A 12,812-nucleotide genomic window follows, 5' to 3' on the forward strand; every position below is an offset into this window, starting at 1 on the left:
CCGCCTGAACGGCCATGAGCGCATGGGACTGAACAAACAACAGGGGAATACGCACATGACATTCTGGAACAGACGACAAGTGGCGATGGCCGCGCTGGCGCTTGCGCTTGGCGCATATCCTGCCCACGCCGGCGCGGTGCTCGACCGCGTGACCGCGGCCGGCACGCTCAAGGTGGCGACCGATGCCAACTGGGCCCCGCAGTCCTTCGTGAACGCCAACAATGAACTCGACGGTTTCGACGTCGATGTGGCCAAGGCGATAGGCAAGCATCTCGGCGTCAAGGTCGACTTCGTAACGCCTGGCTGGGACATCATCACCGCCGGCAACTGGGCGGGCCGCTGGGACATGCATGTCGGCTCGATGACGCCGACCAAGAAGCGCGCCGAGATCTTCGATTTTCCGGCTGTGTACTACTACACGCCCGCGGCGGTCGCCGTGCACAAGGACAGCAAGGCCAAGACCCTGGCCGATCTCAATGGCAAGGTGGTTGGCGCCACCAGCACCTCCACCTTCGAAGCCTATGCCAAGAAAGATCTGGCGCTCGACGCCGCCGGCGCACCGGCCTTCGAGTACAAGCTCAACCCGAAGGAGGTCCACTCCTACGAGAATTCGACGACCGCCTTCGACGACCTTCGCCTCGGTGACGGCGTGCGCCTGGACGCCGTGGTGTCGTCGCTGCCGTCGATCCTCGATGCCGTGAAGGCCGGCTATCCGATCAAGCAGGTCGGCGATCCGGTGTTCTACGAGCCCCTGGCGATCGCCATCGAGCACGGCGATCCGGAATTGTCGGCCAAGATCGCCGACGCCGTCAAATCGATGAAGGCGGACGGCACTCTGAGCAAGCTCTCGGAAAAATGGTACGGCCAGGATTATTCGAAGACGAACTAATCTCTCAAAAGGCGGCCTGCCACTGCAGGCCGCCGAACCGCCGGTGCTCAAATATGCTCTACCCGGATACCGTCGAGGCCGAACGCCTCGTTCACAAGCCCTGGTTCGTGGCGACGATGTTCGGCATCGTCCTGCTGGTCTTCATGGCGTTCAACATGTCTGGCACCGGCTTTGCCGAACTCATGCGTCCGGTAATCGGTGAGCCGTCGATCAGCGGCCTCTACGGCCGCTTCGCCATCGGCTTCGCCATAGCGGTGATCTTCACGCTGAACGTCGTCCTGATCGGCTTCGCACCGCTCAAGCTGCAGATCGGCATCGTCTGGCTGGAACTGCTGCTCCTGTTCATCGCGTTCTTCGAAACGTTCCACCTAAGCCTGCCATTCATCCGCGAGAAGCTGCCGTTCCTGATCAGCCAGGGCGTCGTCACGACGCTCTACGTCTCGGCGATCTCCATCGTCATCGCTTCGCTCATCGCGGTGGCGGGCGCTGTCGCCAAGCTCTCCAACAATGGCTTCGCCTACGCGATCGCCAGCTTCTACACGTCCTTCTTCCGTGGCCTGCCGCTGCTGATGCAGGTCTACCTGATCTATCTAGGGCTGCCGCAGCTCGGCTTCGTGATCAATGCCGTTCCCGCCGGCATCCTTGCGCTGTCGCTGTGCTACGGCGCCTACATGACCGAGATCTTCCGCTCCGGAATCCAGAGCATCGATCGCGGTCAGTGGGAAGCATCGCGCTCCATGGGTTTCGGCTTCGCGCTGACCATGCGCCGCATCATCCTGCCGCAGGCGTTGCCGGTCATCATTCCGCCGACGGGCAACCAGTTCATCTCGATGCTGAAGGATTCCTCGCTGGTCTCCGTCATCGGCGTCTGGGAATTGATGTTCCTGGCCCGCACGCTCGGCCAGAAGACCTTCCAGCACATGGAGACACTGATTTCGGCCGCCATGATCTACTGGGTGCTGTCGATCTGCCTTGAGCTGATCCAGTCGCGCATCGAGCACCACTTCCGCAGGAGCAAGGTGCGATGAGCGCTCAGGCCATAATCGAAGCCAGGACCGTATCCAAATGGTACGGCCAGTTCCAAGCGCTGAAGGACATCAACCTGACGGTCCACAAGGGCGAACGCATCGTCATCTGCGGGCCGTCCGGCTCGGGCAAATCGACATTGATCCGTTGCTTCAACCGCCTTGAGGCGCATCAAGCCGGCGACATCGTCGTCAACGGCGTTGCCCTGCATGGCAGGATGAGCAACGTCGCGGCCGTCCGCTCCAACGTCGGCATGGTCTTCCAGCACTTCAACCTGTTTCCGCATATGACGGTGCTGATGAACTGCATGGCCGGGCCGATGTGGGTCAAGGGCGTTTCGGTGGCCGAGGCGCGCAAGACCGCTCTCCAGTTCCTCGAACGGGTCCGCATTCCCGAGCAGGCGAACAAGTTCCCGGTCCAGCTTTCCGGCGGCCAGCAGCAGCGCGTGGCGATCGCCCGCAGCCTGTGCATGAAGCCCGATGTCATGCTGTTCGACGAGCCCACATCCGCGCTCGATCCTGAAATGGTCTCCGAGGTGCTGGAGACGATGACCGGACTGGCGCGCGACGGGATGACCATGGTGTGCGTGACGCATGAGATGGGCTTTGCGCGGGCAGTCGCCGACCGCGTCATCTTCATGGACGCCGGACAGATCGTCGAGGAGGGCACGCCCGACGCGTTCTTCGGCAACCCGCGCCACGACCGAACCAAGCTGTTCCTTAGCCAGATTTTGAAGCATTAGCCATCTTGGAACTGGCTGCGTTTCGATTTGAAATGCGGGAGACGGAAAGTCCACTGCCGGCCCCGGAGCGGAATGTCAACTTTCTGGCCCATTCATCAGACAATCGGACAGTCCGCTATCGACCCCGTTCCAGCCGTCAAGGGTTCGTCTTATCTTGCCCGCCCTATACCCTCGACTGGCCGGGGGCTCTCGTGCGCCGAGCCGGAGCACTATCCGGCGGACAAGGACGCCAGGGGCGGTCACAGCCCCAGTGCCGCAGCGACCCGTTCCTGGAAATACTGCACTCCCCGCTCATGCCGCCCCGAGAGTGGGCCGGAGCTATAGGCCCCTGCGGCATAGTTGCGATGCGTATCGGCGCAGATGGAGTAGTCCTCGCGTACCACGGCCAGGGTGCCTTGCACGGATTTCGCCCTGCTCTCGGTTGCTTCTGCAGAGGTGTCGGCAAAGAAGAAATGGTAGTGCTGGTCTGTGTGATGCGGTGAGGTCGGGTTGATCCGGCTAACGTTCATGCCGCCATCGAAAAGCGACAGCGTCCAGTTCGGCCACATCCAAAGCCATTTACCGCGATAGAATAGACCGTCTTTCGGCGGTGCGGTCATCCGGACATAACCGGGATGGGCAGTGGTCTGGAAAGCTTCGAAGTCGATGGCAGCGTAGAACGAGGGATGCGTGCCAGGGATGTGGTAGCCTTCGACGAAATTGTCGGTGTAGATCTTCCAGTTCGCCGCAAAGCTGACGGTGGCCTGATCGGTGGCGGCATAGGTCTCCAACGGCTCGTCCGCCAGTTCGGCGGGCAGAGAGCCAAGTTGCTCCAGAAGACTTTCCTTCGGGTCGAGTGCCGCGAAGAGCAGCCCGCGCCACTCGGACAATTGCACCGTCTCCAGCGGCCAGTCCTCGGCGATGATCGCGGGATCCTTGCCATACCATGGGGCCTGCACCAGCCGTCCGGTGTCGGCAAAGGACCATTTGTGATAGGGACAAACGATCAGCCCACATTTGCCCTCGCCATCGGCCAGAAGTTTCGCCCCCCGGTGGCGGCAGACGTTCTTAAATCCGCGCAAGGTCCCGTCCCGGCCCCGGATGGCGAAGATCGGCGTACCGGCGATGTCGATGGCAAGGTATTGACCGGACGTCGCGACCGAGGCGACTGGCCCCATGAACTGCCAGGTGTGCGCGAAAATGTTGCCCCGTTCCTGCTGCCAGATATCATCCCGGACATAAAGCGAAGGGTCCAGATTAAGGTATTGCACGGGCGGAGTGTCGAGTGGCAGGTGGTTGGGCCGCAAGGTGTCTGGCGTCATAGGCTAACCCTCGAATTGCTGCAATCCTGTCGTAAGTGGGGCGACATCGCAAGGGAATTGGCTCTGCTGCGCACAGCCTGCGCGGTCCCAACTCGGCTGCTCTAAAATCATGCTGATATCTGCCCCTAAAGCGGGCTTCAAACCCGCTTTTTGGAGAAGGTCCACACCATCAGCGGATATTCGTCGTCGTTGGTTAAGTCTCGCCATAGCCCATACGCCCTAACAGGACCGCCAATATGGGCTCTGGCGCAGGCTTTGTTGCCCCAACCAAAGGCCTGCACGTCGTCCGGGGCGAAGCCGCCTTCGACCATTAGCTGCTTAAGCCCCGCTGGCGTCCAACGGTTGTAGTCATGCGGGCGCGCATGCACGCGGAACAGGAAGGGTGTGGCCACCATCGCCCAGCCGCCGGGCTTGGTCATGGCGTGGATGTTGGCTGCGGCCGCTTGCGGGCGCTGCACATGTTCCAACACCTGGTCAGCGATGACGATCGAATATTGCTCCTCGGTCCGATCCCGGCAGATGTCGAAGTCTGGAAAGTCCACCGCGCGATAGTCCGGGCACAGCGCCCGCCAATAGCGGTTCCAGCCTGGCGAGATCTCGATCACATCTCGCGACTTGCGGTTGGCCGCTTCGATGAACGCGGTAAAGGCCTCGATCTGGCGTATGCGCAGCCAGTTGCGGCTGTCGTAGCGAAGCAACCGCTTGGCAACGTGTTTGCCGCGATTCCTCAGGGCGCCAGCAAAGCTAGTCATTATCGACCTCCTCCTGTCCGCCTAAGCAAAATATAGCAGCACGAAGTGCGGAAAAGATGACGTCCTCAATCTTTCACGGTCGCGGAGCTGAAGGAGATGCTGCCCCCTCCAGCCAAGCAATCTCGTAATCAGTAATTGCGGTTGTAATGGCGCGGTCGTCACAGGGTGCGGTGCCGATGCGCCCGTAGCACTCCTGGTGGCGGCAGAGCTGGTCTTCGCGCCGCTGCGGCGTTGCGGCGGAGCCGACCACCGCACTGATCAGGGCGCCGCCAGCGGCACCGATCACCGTGCTCTGTGTCGCCGCCGATCGCCTGTCCGAGCAGCGCGCCTCCCCGGGACCAACACGGGGGAGAACGAAGCCGAGTGCGGTTGCATAGCGCTGAACGGCCGCGCGCCGGCTCACGAGGTGAGACAGGTTTTCCGATGGTTGAAGGCAATGGCTTCCAAAGCGGAAAGCGTCGCCCGGATATTATCGGCTGGTCTTCAAGGCCTACGATGGTGGCAAGCGCGCCATGAGCACCGGTGGTGGCGCATGATCCAGCGACGACGGCGCGGAATAGCCTCGTCATCCCAACCAGGCCGGTTGCGTGCAGCGCAAGTACCCGCACAGCGAGCCTGCGTGCTCCTGCGATGTCGGAGTCGGCGGTGACCACCCGGAAGTCGCGAAAGGACACGAGTAGTGGATGGCTTGTGCCCTCGTTGTGAATCCATTCGAAAGTGGGGAAACGATGCGGCTGCATGCTCGGGCTCTGCGCTCATGACGGCCGCAACAAGCAGGTGGAACAAAACAAGATCAAATGCATTCCCCATGCCAAGACAGGAGATCGCAATGGAAGACTCGCGCGCAAAACCCGATGCAAACGTCGAGAAAGAACCCGACGAATGGGTGAGTGGTGACGACCCGATGACCCCATCCCAAGCGTCTTATCTGAAAACCCTGTGTGAGCAGGCTGAGGATCAGGAAAGCATTGCAGACAACCTCAGCAAGGCAGAGGCCTCCAAGCGCATAGATGCACTAAGGGCAAAGCTGAAACTTTAAGCACCAGCTCGGGCGCTCTGTCTTTACCGCCTCGACCTTCCATCTCGCGCGGGCAGGCCTCATAGTCGGCTGGGGAGCGGGTCGGGATTGCCAAGCCCTTCCTGATATTGCTGGCAATCGCGGAACTTTTGGCAAGGCGAGACCTTCTCCATATTCGAAACCACAGGAGGAACGAGTGGCCAATCTAGGAAGACTTGCGATCGCTATGCTGGGGGTTCTGGCTTATCAAAACCGCGACAAGATTGCCGAGGCGATCCGCGGAGCGGGCGATCCCAATAATCCCCAGGGCGGGATACTGGACCAGGTGTCCAAGGGCGTATCCGGCACGGCGCTCGGCGATATTCTCGACCGCTTTAGAAACGCAGGTGCCGGGTCGAAGGTAGACTCCTGGGTCGGCACCGGGCCGAACCAGCCGATCGAGCCGCACGAGGTGGTAACGGCGATCGATGCGCCGACGCTGGAAGCACTCTCCCACCAGACCGGCCTCTCGCGCGAGGAGCTGATTGCAAGGATCACCAGGGATTTGCCCGACGCGGTTAACCAGATGACCCCAGACGGCACCCTCCCAGCAGACGACCGAACAAATGCTCCAGACCAGCCCAACCTGCTCGACGACGTGCCTTCCCGGCCGATACAAAGCTAATTCCACATGACGGAAGCGGACTGGAGAGGTGCGAAACCGAGGAGATTGGATCGAGCGAGCAATGGCAGCCGGAAAGTAGGGACAAGCGAAACGCCTATTGTGGATCGCCAGACTGCGAGGGCAATCGCCGAGCTCTTGGCAGTGCTGCTTGATTCGCGCTGGCGAATCCCGAGTACGCCAATTCGGTTCGGACTGGATGCTCTGGTAGGCCTGGTGCCTGTGCTGGGAGATACAGCAACCGGGTTGATCTCGGCTTACATTGTGCTGCGAGCCCGCAAATGCGGCGCTGGGAAGCTGTTGGTTGCTCGGATGTTGGCCAATGTGCTGTTTGATACCGTCTTGGGAAGCGTGCCCGTCCTCGGATCGATCTTCGATGTTTACTACAAGTCGAACAACCGCAACATCCGCCTGCTTCGTGGCCATCTAAGCCGTCAGGTTGCTGAACGGTAGTTCGCAGGGCATCACCCATGCGGCGTTCGCGACCGGGAAGCGGCCGGTGTTGGCCGGAGACGATGCCGTTGCCGCCAACTTGGAATGTTTCATCCAGCCGCACTCTCGGAACTGGCTGCGGAATCTGCGCCACCTTTGTCGATGTGGGTTCAATGAGTTCGGCAAAATCGGTGAAGACCGATCTTTGTTGCGCCGCTGGCAAATCTGCGCAGCGATCAGGTGATCGGTAAGGTCGATTCCGACAAAGACAGCCAGCGCTTTGCTGAGGTGATCGGAGCTATACCGCTTTTGCGCCCGATGCCTAGGAACCATGAACCGAGCTGCTGGTTTGGACAGCACGCCGGGTGGTCGGCGTGGCAGTTAATGGAGAAACCCAATGACACGAGCATTCACGACTACAGTATTGGCGGCCGCGTTCGCTATGCTCGCCCCGTCCGCCTTTGCGCAATCGGCGGATGTTCCCAAGCCCGCATCACCAGCCCAGGATCGGACGGCGGACGAAGCCGGACAGAACCAGCAAGCAATGCGTCAAATGATGCGCGAGATGATGGATGAGATGCTGCAGGAAAAAACAGCAAAGGATCGAGACCCCGAGGCAGATTGGCGACACAGGGGCCCAAGGCTTCAGGACGACGAGATGAGCGATCGTGATACGGGACGTATGAAGCACGGCCGCAGGGCGGGAGCCGATATGATGCAGGGTGCCAAAATGAGGATCATGTTCGCCATCATGGACACCGACGGTGATGGTACACTGTCGCGGACGGAGGTTCAGGATTTCATCGGGCGAATTTTCAACGCTGTCGACGAGGACGGCGATGAAAGCGTCGACATCCAGGAACTCCAATCCTTTTTCCGTCCCGGAGGAGACCAGGACCGACGTTAGCACCGACAGGTTGTACCTCGGCCTGCTCGACGTCTGAAGCTAGGGCCCACAGGAGATGGCTCGGAGCACGGTATTTGGCTCCCCACCGTCTCATGCTCCGCCGATACTCGGTAGGATCAACGGGGTAAAGACCTGCGCAGAGCTCGCACGAGGCTGGACGGCTGTGCCCGTCGACGACCATAGGCCAAGCGTTCCAAAGAAGTGGCTCTAGGCAAGCATTGCGAGGTTTAGGGGCAAACATGCATCTGGTCCAGATTCTGCTACCTCGCGCCGACAACGCAGGAAAGCCCTTCGCCAAGCAAGAGTTTGACCGTGTGAAGGAGGAGCTCGCGCTCCGCTTCGACGGTGTCACCGCGTATTTGCGCGCGCCTGCGGAAGGTGTGTGGAGGCAGGGAGCAGACGAGATCGTCATCTTCGAGGTTATGACTCACGAAGTCGATCTGCCCGATTGGCAAAGGCGGCGTTCGGAATTGGAGCGGCGGTTCCGCCAGGAGCAGGTTGTGATTCGATATCTGCCGATGGCTTTGGTCTAGCGCCTGCGGCAATGGTGTGGCCCAGACGATGACCGAGTGCATGCCGCTTCACGTCTGAGGTATACTGCAGGGCAGCTTCGGACTCAGTGCGCCAAACCGCTGATTCAAACTCAGTCAACGGTGGCTCGGCTGTCCTCAAAGGACGATGGCTAGCTGACGGTCTGCACTTCCTGACGGCCACTTTGACAAGATAAACGCCTAGCTCATGCGAGCGGTGCGCATATCGTCAACGACGTCTGGGGTCTGCAGCGCGAGCCCGACATTGCGCGGGTGACGGCCGATACCGGCGCCGGGCTCGTCATCATGCATACCGGACGGGATCGCGACAAGCTGCCCGATGTGATCGCCGACCAGCTGGCGTTCTTGGGAAAATCGCTTGAGATCGGGCGCGGGCAAGGTGTTGCCGACGGCATATCGTGCTCGACCCCGGCTTCGGCTTCGCCAAGGAGACGGCGGAGGAAAACCTCGATCTGATGGCACGGTTTGCCGAGCTTGGCGCGCTCGGCTTCCCGCTGATGGCCGGTACGTCGCGAAAGCGTTTCATCGGCACCGTCACCGGCCGCGACGCCGCTGATCGGGCGGCCGGCACGGCGGCGACCAGCGTCATTCTCCGGCTCAAGGGCGCGCATCTGTTTCGCGTCCATGATGTCGCAATCAACGTGGACGCGCTGGCGGTGGCGGATGCTATGCTGGCGCGGGAAACCGGATCGGAACGCTGAGCCATGTATGTCATCCGCATGAAGAATTGCGCCTTCTTTGCCCGGCACGGCGTGCTGGACGAGGAAGAAGCGCTGGGGCAGCGCTTTTATGTCGATGCCTCGCTCACCGTCGAGCCGGGACGCGCGCTCGTCGATGACGCCATCGGGGAAACGGTGAATTACGGCGTCGCCTTCACCGTCATCGAGGAGATCATCACCGGACACCGGCGCTTCCTGATCGAGGCGCTGGCCCTGGAAGTCGCGAAGGCTCTCAGCGGGCGCTTTCCCCAGATCCGGAAAGCCGAGGTCACCGTTCGCAAGCCCAATGCGCCGGTGCCTGGCGTGCTCGATTACGTCGAGGTGACCGTTGTCTGGCCCGAATAACACCGTCTATCTGAGCCTCGGCGGCAATCTGGGCGATCCGGCGGCGTCGCCCTCAAGCTCATTTCCTGTAAATTTGCATGTTGGAAGATCCCTCTGGACAGGGTTCGAACTGCCTCAACCCTGGCTTCGTCACCGCACCGCACCTTCTGCCGCCCAGCGTCACCGGTCAGCCGCCGGCGAGACGGACGACGTGTCAGGGCTCGTTGTTGCCCAGACGCACTGCTACTTGGTGGGGTATCACAAAGATCCGCTTGCCTTAACACACGTTAGTTTCTTCCGCTTGCTTCCAACTTATAAAGTCGAGCGATGAGTGATCCCCGTCAAGCACGCAAGGTCTATTTGGAAGCAGCTCACTTCGCTAGCCGTCGGGCCCGGGCGAGCGCTGAAGACTTGCTTCGTACGATTGAGGAGACAAGGCGCCTTATCCAAGCGTCCCGCGACTTGCTGTCGCGGCTCAAAGCGGCTGAGCTTCGAACCTGATCACCACCTCCAGAACCGCTCTGATCTGCTGGCCGACTATGTGGAAAAATTCGCGTGCGGCAGGGCGTCCCTGCCCATCTCAGGCCAGTGCTGTGATTGGCTTTCGCTGGGCGGCTTCCAACCGGGGAAGCACTGTGCCCTCGGTACCAAAGACTTTGCCAGTGTCTCCGAGGTCGAAGAAGCGGGCCTTTCGGGCGTGCGAATGAGCCGATAGTTGGAGGTTGGTTGCGTGGAAAAGGTCACGCTCATCGGTTCGCTGGCAGCACTGTGCTCAATGACCAGTTTTGCCCCGCAAGCCTGGAAGATCATCAAGACCCGGGACACGGCTGGCATATCGGCGTGGATGTATGCCATCACTGCGCTGGGCTTCGCGCTGTGGCTGACTTTCGGCATCATCAAAGGCGAATGGCCCATCATAGTCACCAACGCTGTCTGCCTCGTGCTCGCCACTTTTATCCTGCTGATGAGGGTCCTTCCCAGTTCCAAGAGGGACATGGTGGCGGACGCAATCGATCCTTCGCCTGGCTCCGAGAGGCCTCGCCCGCCCGCGTCCTGAGGCCTGTCTCGTTAGCTTGACCCCCGGCCCTACAGAGTTCGCCCGCGTTGGTGGCGTCTCGCCGGTATGGCGGGGATGTCACGTGCCACAGAAGGTCTGCAGAACGCGCTCGTGCGGCTTGGGTGGTTCCGCGTAATAGGACAGTGTGGGCTGTTCCTCGAACGGCCGTGACACGACTTCCACCAATTGCTCGAAGATTCGGAAGTCATCGTCCTCCACCGCAGCCTTGATCATTGCCTCGACGCGATGGTTGCGAGGAATGAACTTGGGATTGCTGCCGTGCATCGCGGCTTTGCGCGTCGAGGTGGCGCTGCCGTCCCGCGCCAAGCGATTTCGCCAGCGCATCGACCAGGCATCGAAGGGGCCGGGATCCTCAAACAGCCGCCTCGCGGTAGCTTGGGCGCCAGGGATGTCGAGGTCATCTCCTAGCAAGCGGAAGGTGAGCGTGAAATCCGCTCGCCCACGCGCCATCACATCCAACAGATCGTTGGCAAGGTCCAAGTCACCGTCAGCTTCATTCAGCAGCCCAAGCTTTGCCCTGAACCCGCGATGTAAAATAGCTTCGTAGCGAGCGTGAAATTCCCCTAGTGCCTGCTCGGCCTGCGAGATTGACTCACCCTCGCGCTCGCTCAGGAGCGGCAGCAGAGTCTCGGCGAAGCGTGCCAGATTCCAGACTGCCACCCGAGGTTGGTTGCCGTAGGCGTGCGGCCATGTTGATCGATGGAGCTGAACACCGCTTGCGGATCATATGAATCCATGAACGCGCACGGTCCATAGTCAATCGTCTCTCCGGATATCGGCATGTTGTCGGTGTTCATGACGCCGTGGATGAAGCCGAGCAACATCCACCGCGCCACCAGTTCCGCTTGCGCCGCGATCACAGCCTCGAGCAGAGCCAGGTAAGGTCTCGGTTTCCTGGCCGCCTCAGGAAAATGACGCTGGATGGCATAATCGGCAAGGAGCTTCAGCGCTTCTATGTCGTTGCGGGCGGCAAAGTATTGGAAGTGCCGATACGGATATGACTCGCTGCCACCCTGGTCAGCACGGCCCCTGGCAGCCGGCGCTCCCGGTAGACTGGGTCCCCGGTAAGCACCGCCGCAGGGCCTCGAGTGGTCGGTCTGCCGAGCGCAGCCATTGCTTCGCTGACCACGTATTCACGAAGCACCGGACCAAGCGCAGCACGGCCATCGCCGTTGCGCGAAAATCGGGTCGGTCCTGAACCCTTCAGCTGGACATCCCGACGCACTCCGTGCACATCGACGACCTCGCCCAGCAGTGCTGCGCGTCCGTCGCCCAGTTTGGGGACGAAGTTGCCGAATTGGTGGCCAGCGTAGGCTAAGGCTATAGGGTGCAGTCCATCTGGAAAATTCTTCCCGGCAAGCACGGCGATCCCAGCAGGGCTCCCGAGCTGATCGGGATCAAGCCTTAACCCCAGAGCTAAGGGGCTCGTTCAGCCGGATTAGCCTGGGGTTTGAAACCGGGTGGAGAGGGGCACGCGCGAAGAAATGATCCGGTGACTGGGCATAGCTCTGCTGAAAGGGCCAGATCGGGCTCCGCACGGCTGATCCGGCTGTGGATGAAGGCATGAGGTTCTCCTTTGCTGTGGCAGAGGTCGTAACCATGTCGATCACTGCGTCGATGCCGATGTCAACCCGCGGCCGCCGGCTCGCTCCCGGTTCATCCCGCGGCTTTGTTGGCTTTCCCGAACTTCTGCTCCGGTGCTGCCGCCGCACCCGCGCTCCAAACGCCCGCAGCGCGCCCGGCTCGCTAAGGCGTCGTTCCCTGCCCTGTGCTACCGCACGCGCGGCTACAGCATTTGGTCTGCTTGGGTTTCAAAGGGGCGGCCTGCATTTCCCTAACCGCCTTCTCGGGTCGCAGGGCACTGCTCCAGTGCTCCTGCTTCACCTTGTGCTTTGATCGGGCCATCTGTGGAGAACCGAATGCCGCCCGCTTCAAATGCATTTCGAATCGCTGAAAGTTTACGAGGGCCAGGCACTCGCCGACCGCTTTCGAAATCTCGTATCGCACCTTCGCTGAGGCCTGACTTCACGGCGAGCCGCACCTGCGGCCAATTCAGCAGACCTCGCGCTATCCGCGATTGCTCCGGCGTCAGATCAGTCACTGAACTCTCGCCATCGAGCCCGACATGCATCGAACGGCCCCAGGCTGCTCCCCAGGATGCGTCTCAGCGCGGCCAACCGCGACGACGGCGACATCACGGCCGCCCATATCTGCGCGAGCCAGGTCTGCCGGTTCCTAAACAGTTCTGAGCCTCTCCGAGGAGGAGGTGTCTGCCGCTGCGAGACGTCGAGCGAGAGGGCTGGGGTTCTACGTCTCGTGCGCATCGGGGGCCCGGAGATGAAAATTGGACGCATTGGCGAATTGGAGGTGGTGGTCATGAGGTCCTCGATCAGGTTCTCCGAACCGAAATCA

General features: G+C 61.0%; 13 protein-coding genes and 3 pseudogenes. 11 read left to right on the top strand and 5 right to left on the bottom strand.

Annotation, left to right across the window (positions count from 1 at the left end; all coding sequences use genetic code 11):
- Positions 1-55 precede the first annotated feature (55 nt).
- The 3 genes from LB554_RS15970 to LB554_RS15980 are packed head-to-tail and all read left to right on the top strand — an operon-like array spanning position 56 to position 2,657.
- Complete coding sequence (locus LB554_RS15970; RefSeq protein ID WP_224585523.1) at positions 56-889, top strand: transporter substrate-binding domain-containing protein; 834 nt, start codon at positions 56-58, stop codon at positions 887-889.
- A gap of 53 nt (positions 890-942) precedes the next feature.
- Positions 943-1,917, top strand: a complete 975-nt coding sequence (locus tag LB554_RS15975) for an amino acid ABC transporter permease (RefSeq protein WP_015316673.1) — start codon at positions 943-945, stop codon at positions 1,915-1,917.
- Positions 1,914-2,657, top strand: a complete 744-nt coding sequence (locus LB554_RS15980) for an amino acid ABC transporter ATP-binding protein (RefSeq protein WP_140792742.1) — start codon at positions 1,914-1,916, stop codon at positions 2,655-2,657. Before LB554_RS15975 ends, LB554_RS15980 begins: the two co-directional genes overlap by 4 nt.
- A gap of 239 nt (positions 2,658-2,896) precedes the next feature.
- Here LB554_RS15980 and LB554_RS15985 read toward each other — a convergent pair whose 3' ends face one another.
- From LB554_RS15985 to LB554_RS15995, 3 genes and pseudogenes are all read right to left on the bottom strand, one after another.
- Complete coding sequence (locus tag LB554_RS15985) at positions 2,897-3,958, bottom strand: aromatic ring-hydroxylating oxygenase subunit alpha (protein WP_015316675.1); 1,062 nt, start codon at positions 3,956-3,958, stop codon at positions 2,897-2,899.
- Positions 3,959-4,095: 137 nt separating this feature from the next.
- Positions 4,096-4,710, bottom strand: a complete 615-nt coding sequence (locus LB554_RS15990; protein WP_015316676.1) for a class I SAM-dependent methyltransferase — start codon at positions 4,708-4,710, stop codon at positions 4,096-4,098.
- Between the two features lie 128 nt (positions 4,711-4,838).
- Positions 4,839-5,042: pseudogene (locus LB554_RS15995) on the bottom strand (hypothetical protein); the annotation flags it as partial.
- A 497-nt stretch (positions 5,043-5,539) separates the two neighbouring features.
- On the opposite strand from LB554_RS15995, the gene LB554_RS16000 reads away from it, so the two are divergent.
- The 8 genes and pseudogenes from LB554_RS16000 to LB554_RS16035 all read left to right on the top strand — a co-directional run bounded on the left by LB554_RS16000 (position 5,540) and on the right by LB554_RS16035 (position 10,379).
- A complete protein-coding gene (locus LB554_RS16000; protein ID WP_224585524.1) occupies positions 5,540-5,749 on the top strand; it encodes a DUF3072 domain-containing protein in 210 nt (69 codons plus the stop codon).
- Positions 5,750-5,924: 175 nt separating this feature from the next.
- Positions 5,925-6,392 carry a YidB family protein gene (locus tag LB554_RS16005; RefSeq protein ID WP_015316679.1) on the top strand — a complete coding sequence of 156 codons (468 nt, stop codon included), beginning with the start codon at positions 5,925-5,927 and terminating at the stop codon, positions 6,390-6,392.
- A gap of 6 nt (positions 6,393-6,398) precedes the next feature.
- Positions 6,399-6,842 (top strand): DUF4112 domain-containing protein, encoded by a 444-nt coding sequence (locus LB554_RS16010; RefSeq protein ID WP_224585526.1) that lies wholly within the window; start codon positions 6,399-6,401, stop codon positions 6,840-6,842.
- Positions 6,843-7,218: 376 nt separating this feature from the next.
- Positions 7,219-7,728, top strand: coding sequence for an EF-hand domain-containing protein (locus LB554_RS16015; RefSeq protein WP_224585528.1), 510 nt, complete (start codon positions 7,219-7,221; stop codon positions 7,726-7,728).
- Between the two features lie 239 nt (positions 7,729-7,967).
- On the top strand, positions 7,968-8,261 hold the full coding sequence (locus tag LB554_RS16020; RefSeq protein ID WP_015316681.1) for a hypothetical protein: 294 nt from the start codon (positions 7,968-7,970) through the stop codon (positions 8,259-8,261).
- A gap of 195 nt (positions 8,262-8,456) precedes the next feature.
- Positions 8,457-8,980: pseudogene (folP, locus tag LB554_RS16025) on the top strand (dihydropteroate synthase); the annotation flags it as partial.
- A 3-nt stretch (positions 8,981-8,983) separates the two neighbouring features.
- A complete protein-coding gene (folB, locus tag LB554_RS16030) occupies positions 8,984-9,343 on the top strand; it encodes a dihydroneopterin aldolase (RefSeq protein WP_015316682.1) in 360 nt (119 codons plus the stop codon).
- 709 nt (positions 9,344-10,052) lie between these two features.
- A complete protein-coding gene (locus LB554_RS16035; protein WP_015316683.1) occupies positions 10,053-10,379 on the top strand; it encodes a SemiSWEET family sugar transporter in 327 nt (108 codons plus the stop codon).
- A gap of 78 nt (positions 10,380-10,457) precedes the next feature.
- Here the strand turns inward: LB554_RS16035 and LB554_RS16040 are convergent.
- Both LB554_RS16040 and LB554_RS16045 read right to left on the bottom strand, forming a co-directional pair.
- Positions 10,458-11,965, bottom strand: a pseudogene (locus tag LB554_RS16040) (protein adenylyltransferase SelO).
- 269 nt (positions 11,966-12,234) lie between these two features.
- Entirely contained in the window at positions 12,235-12,531 is a 297-nt protein-coding gene (locus tag LB554_RS16045) for a multiprotein-bridging factor 1 family protein (protein ID WP_083882996.1), read from the bottom strand.
- Positions 12,532-12,812 lie beyond the last annotated feature (281 nt).

Origin of the sequence: Mesorhizobium sp. CO1-1-11 (assembly GCF_020164995.1) — a bacterium.
Lineage (GTDB): Bacteria > Pseudomonadota > Alphaproteobacteria > Rhizobiales > Rhizobiaceae > Mesorhizobium > Mesorhizobium australicum.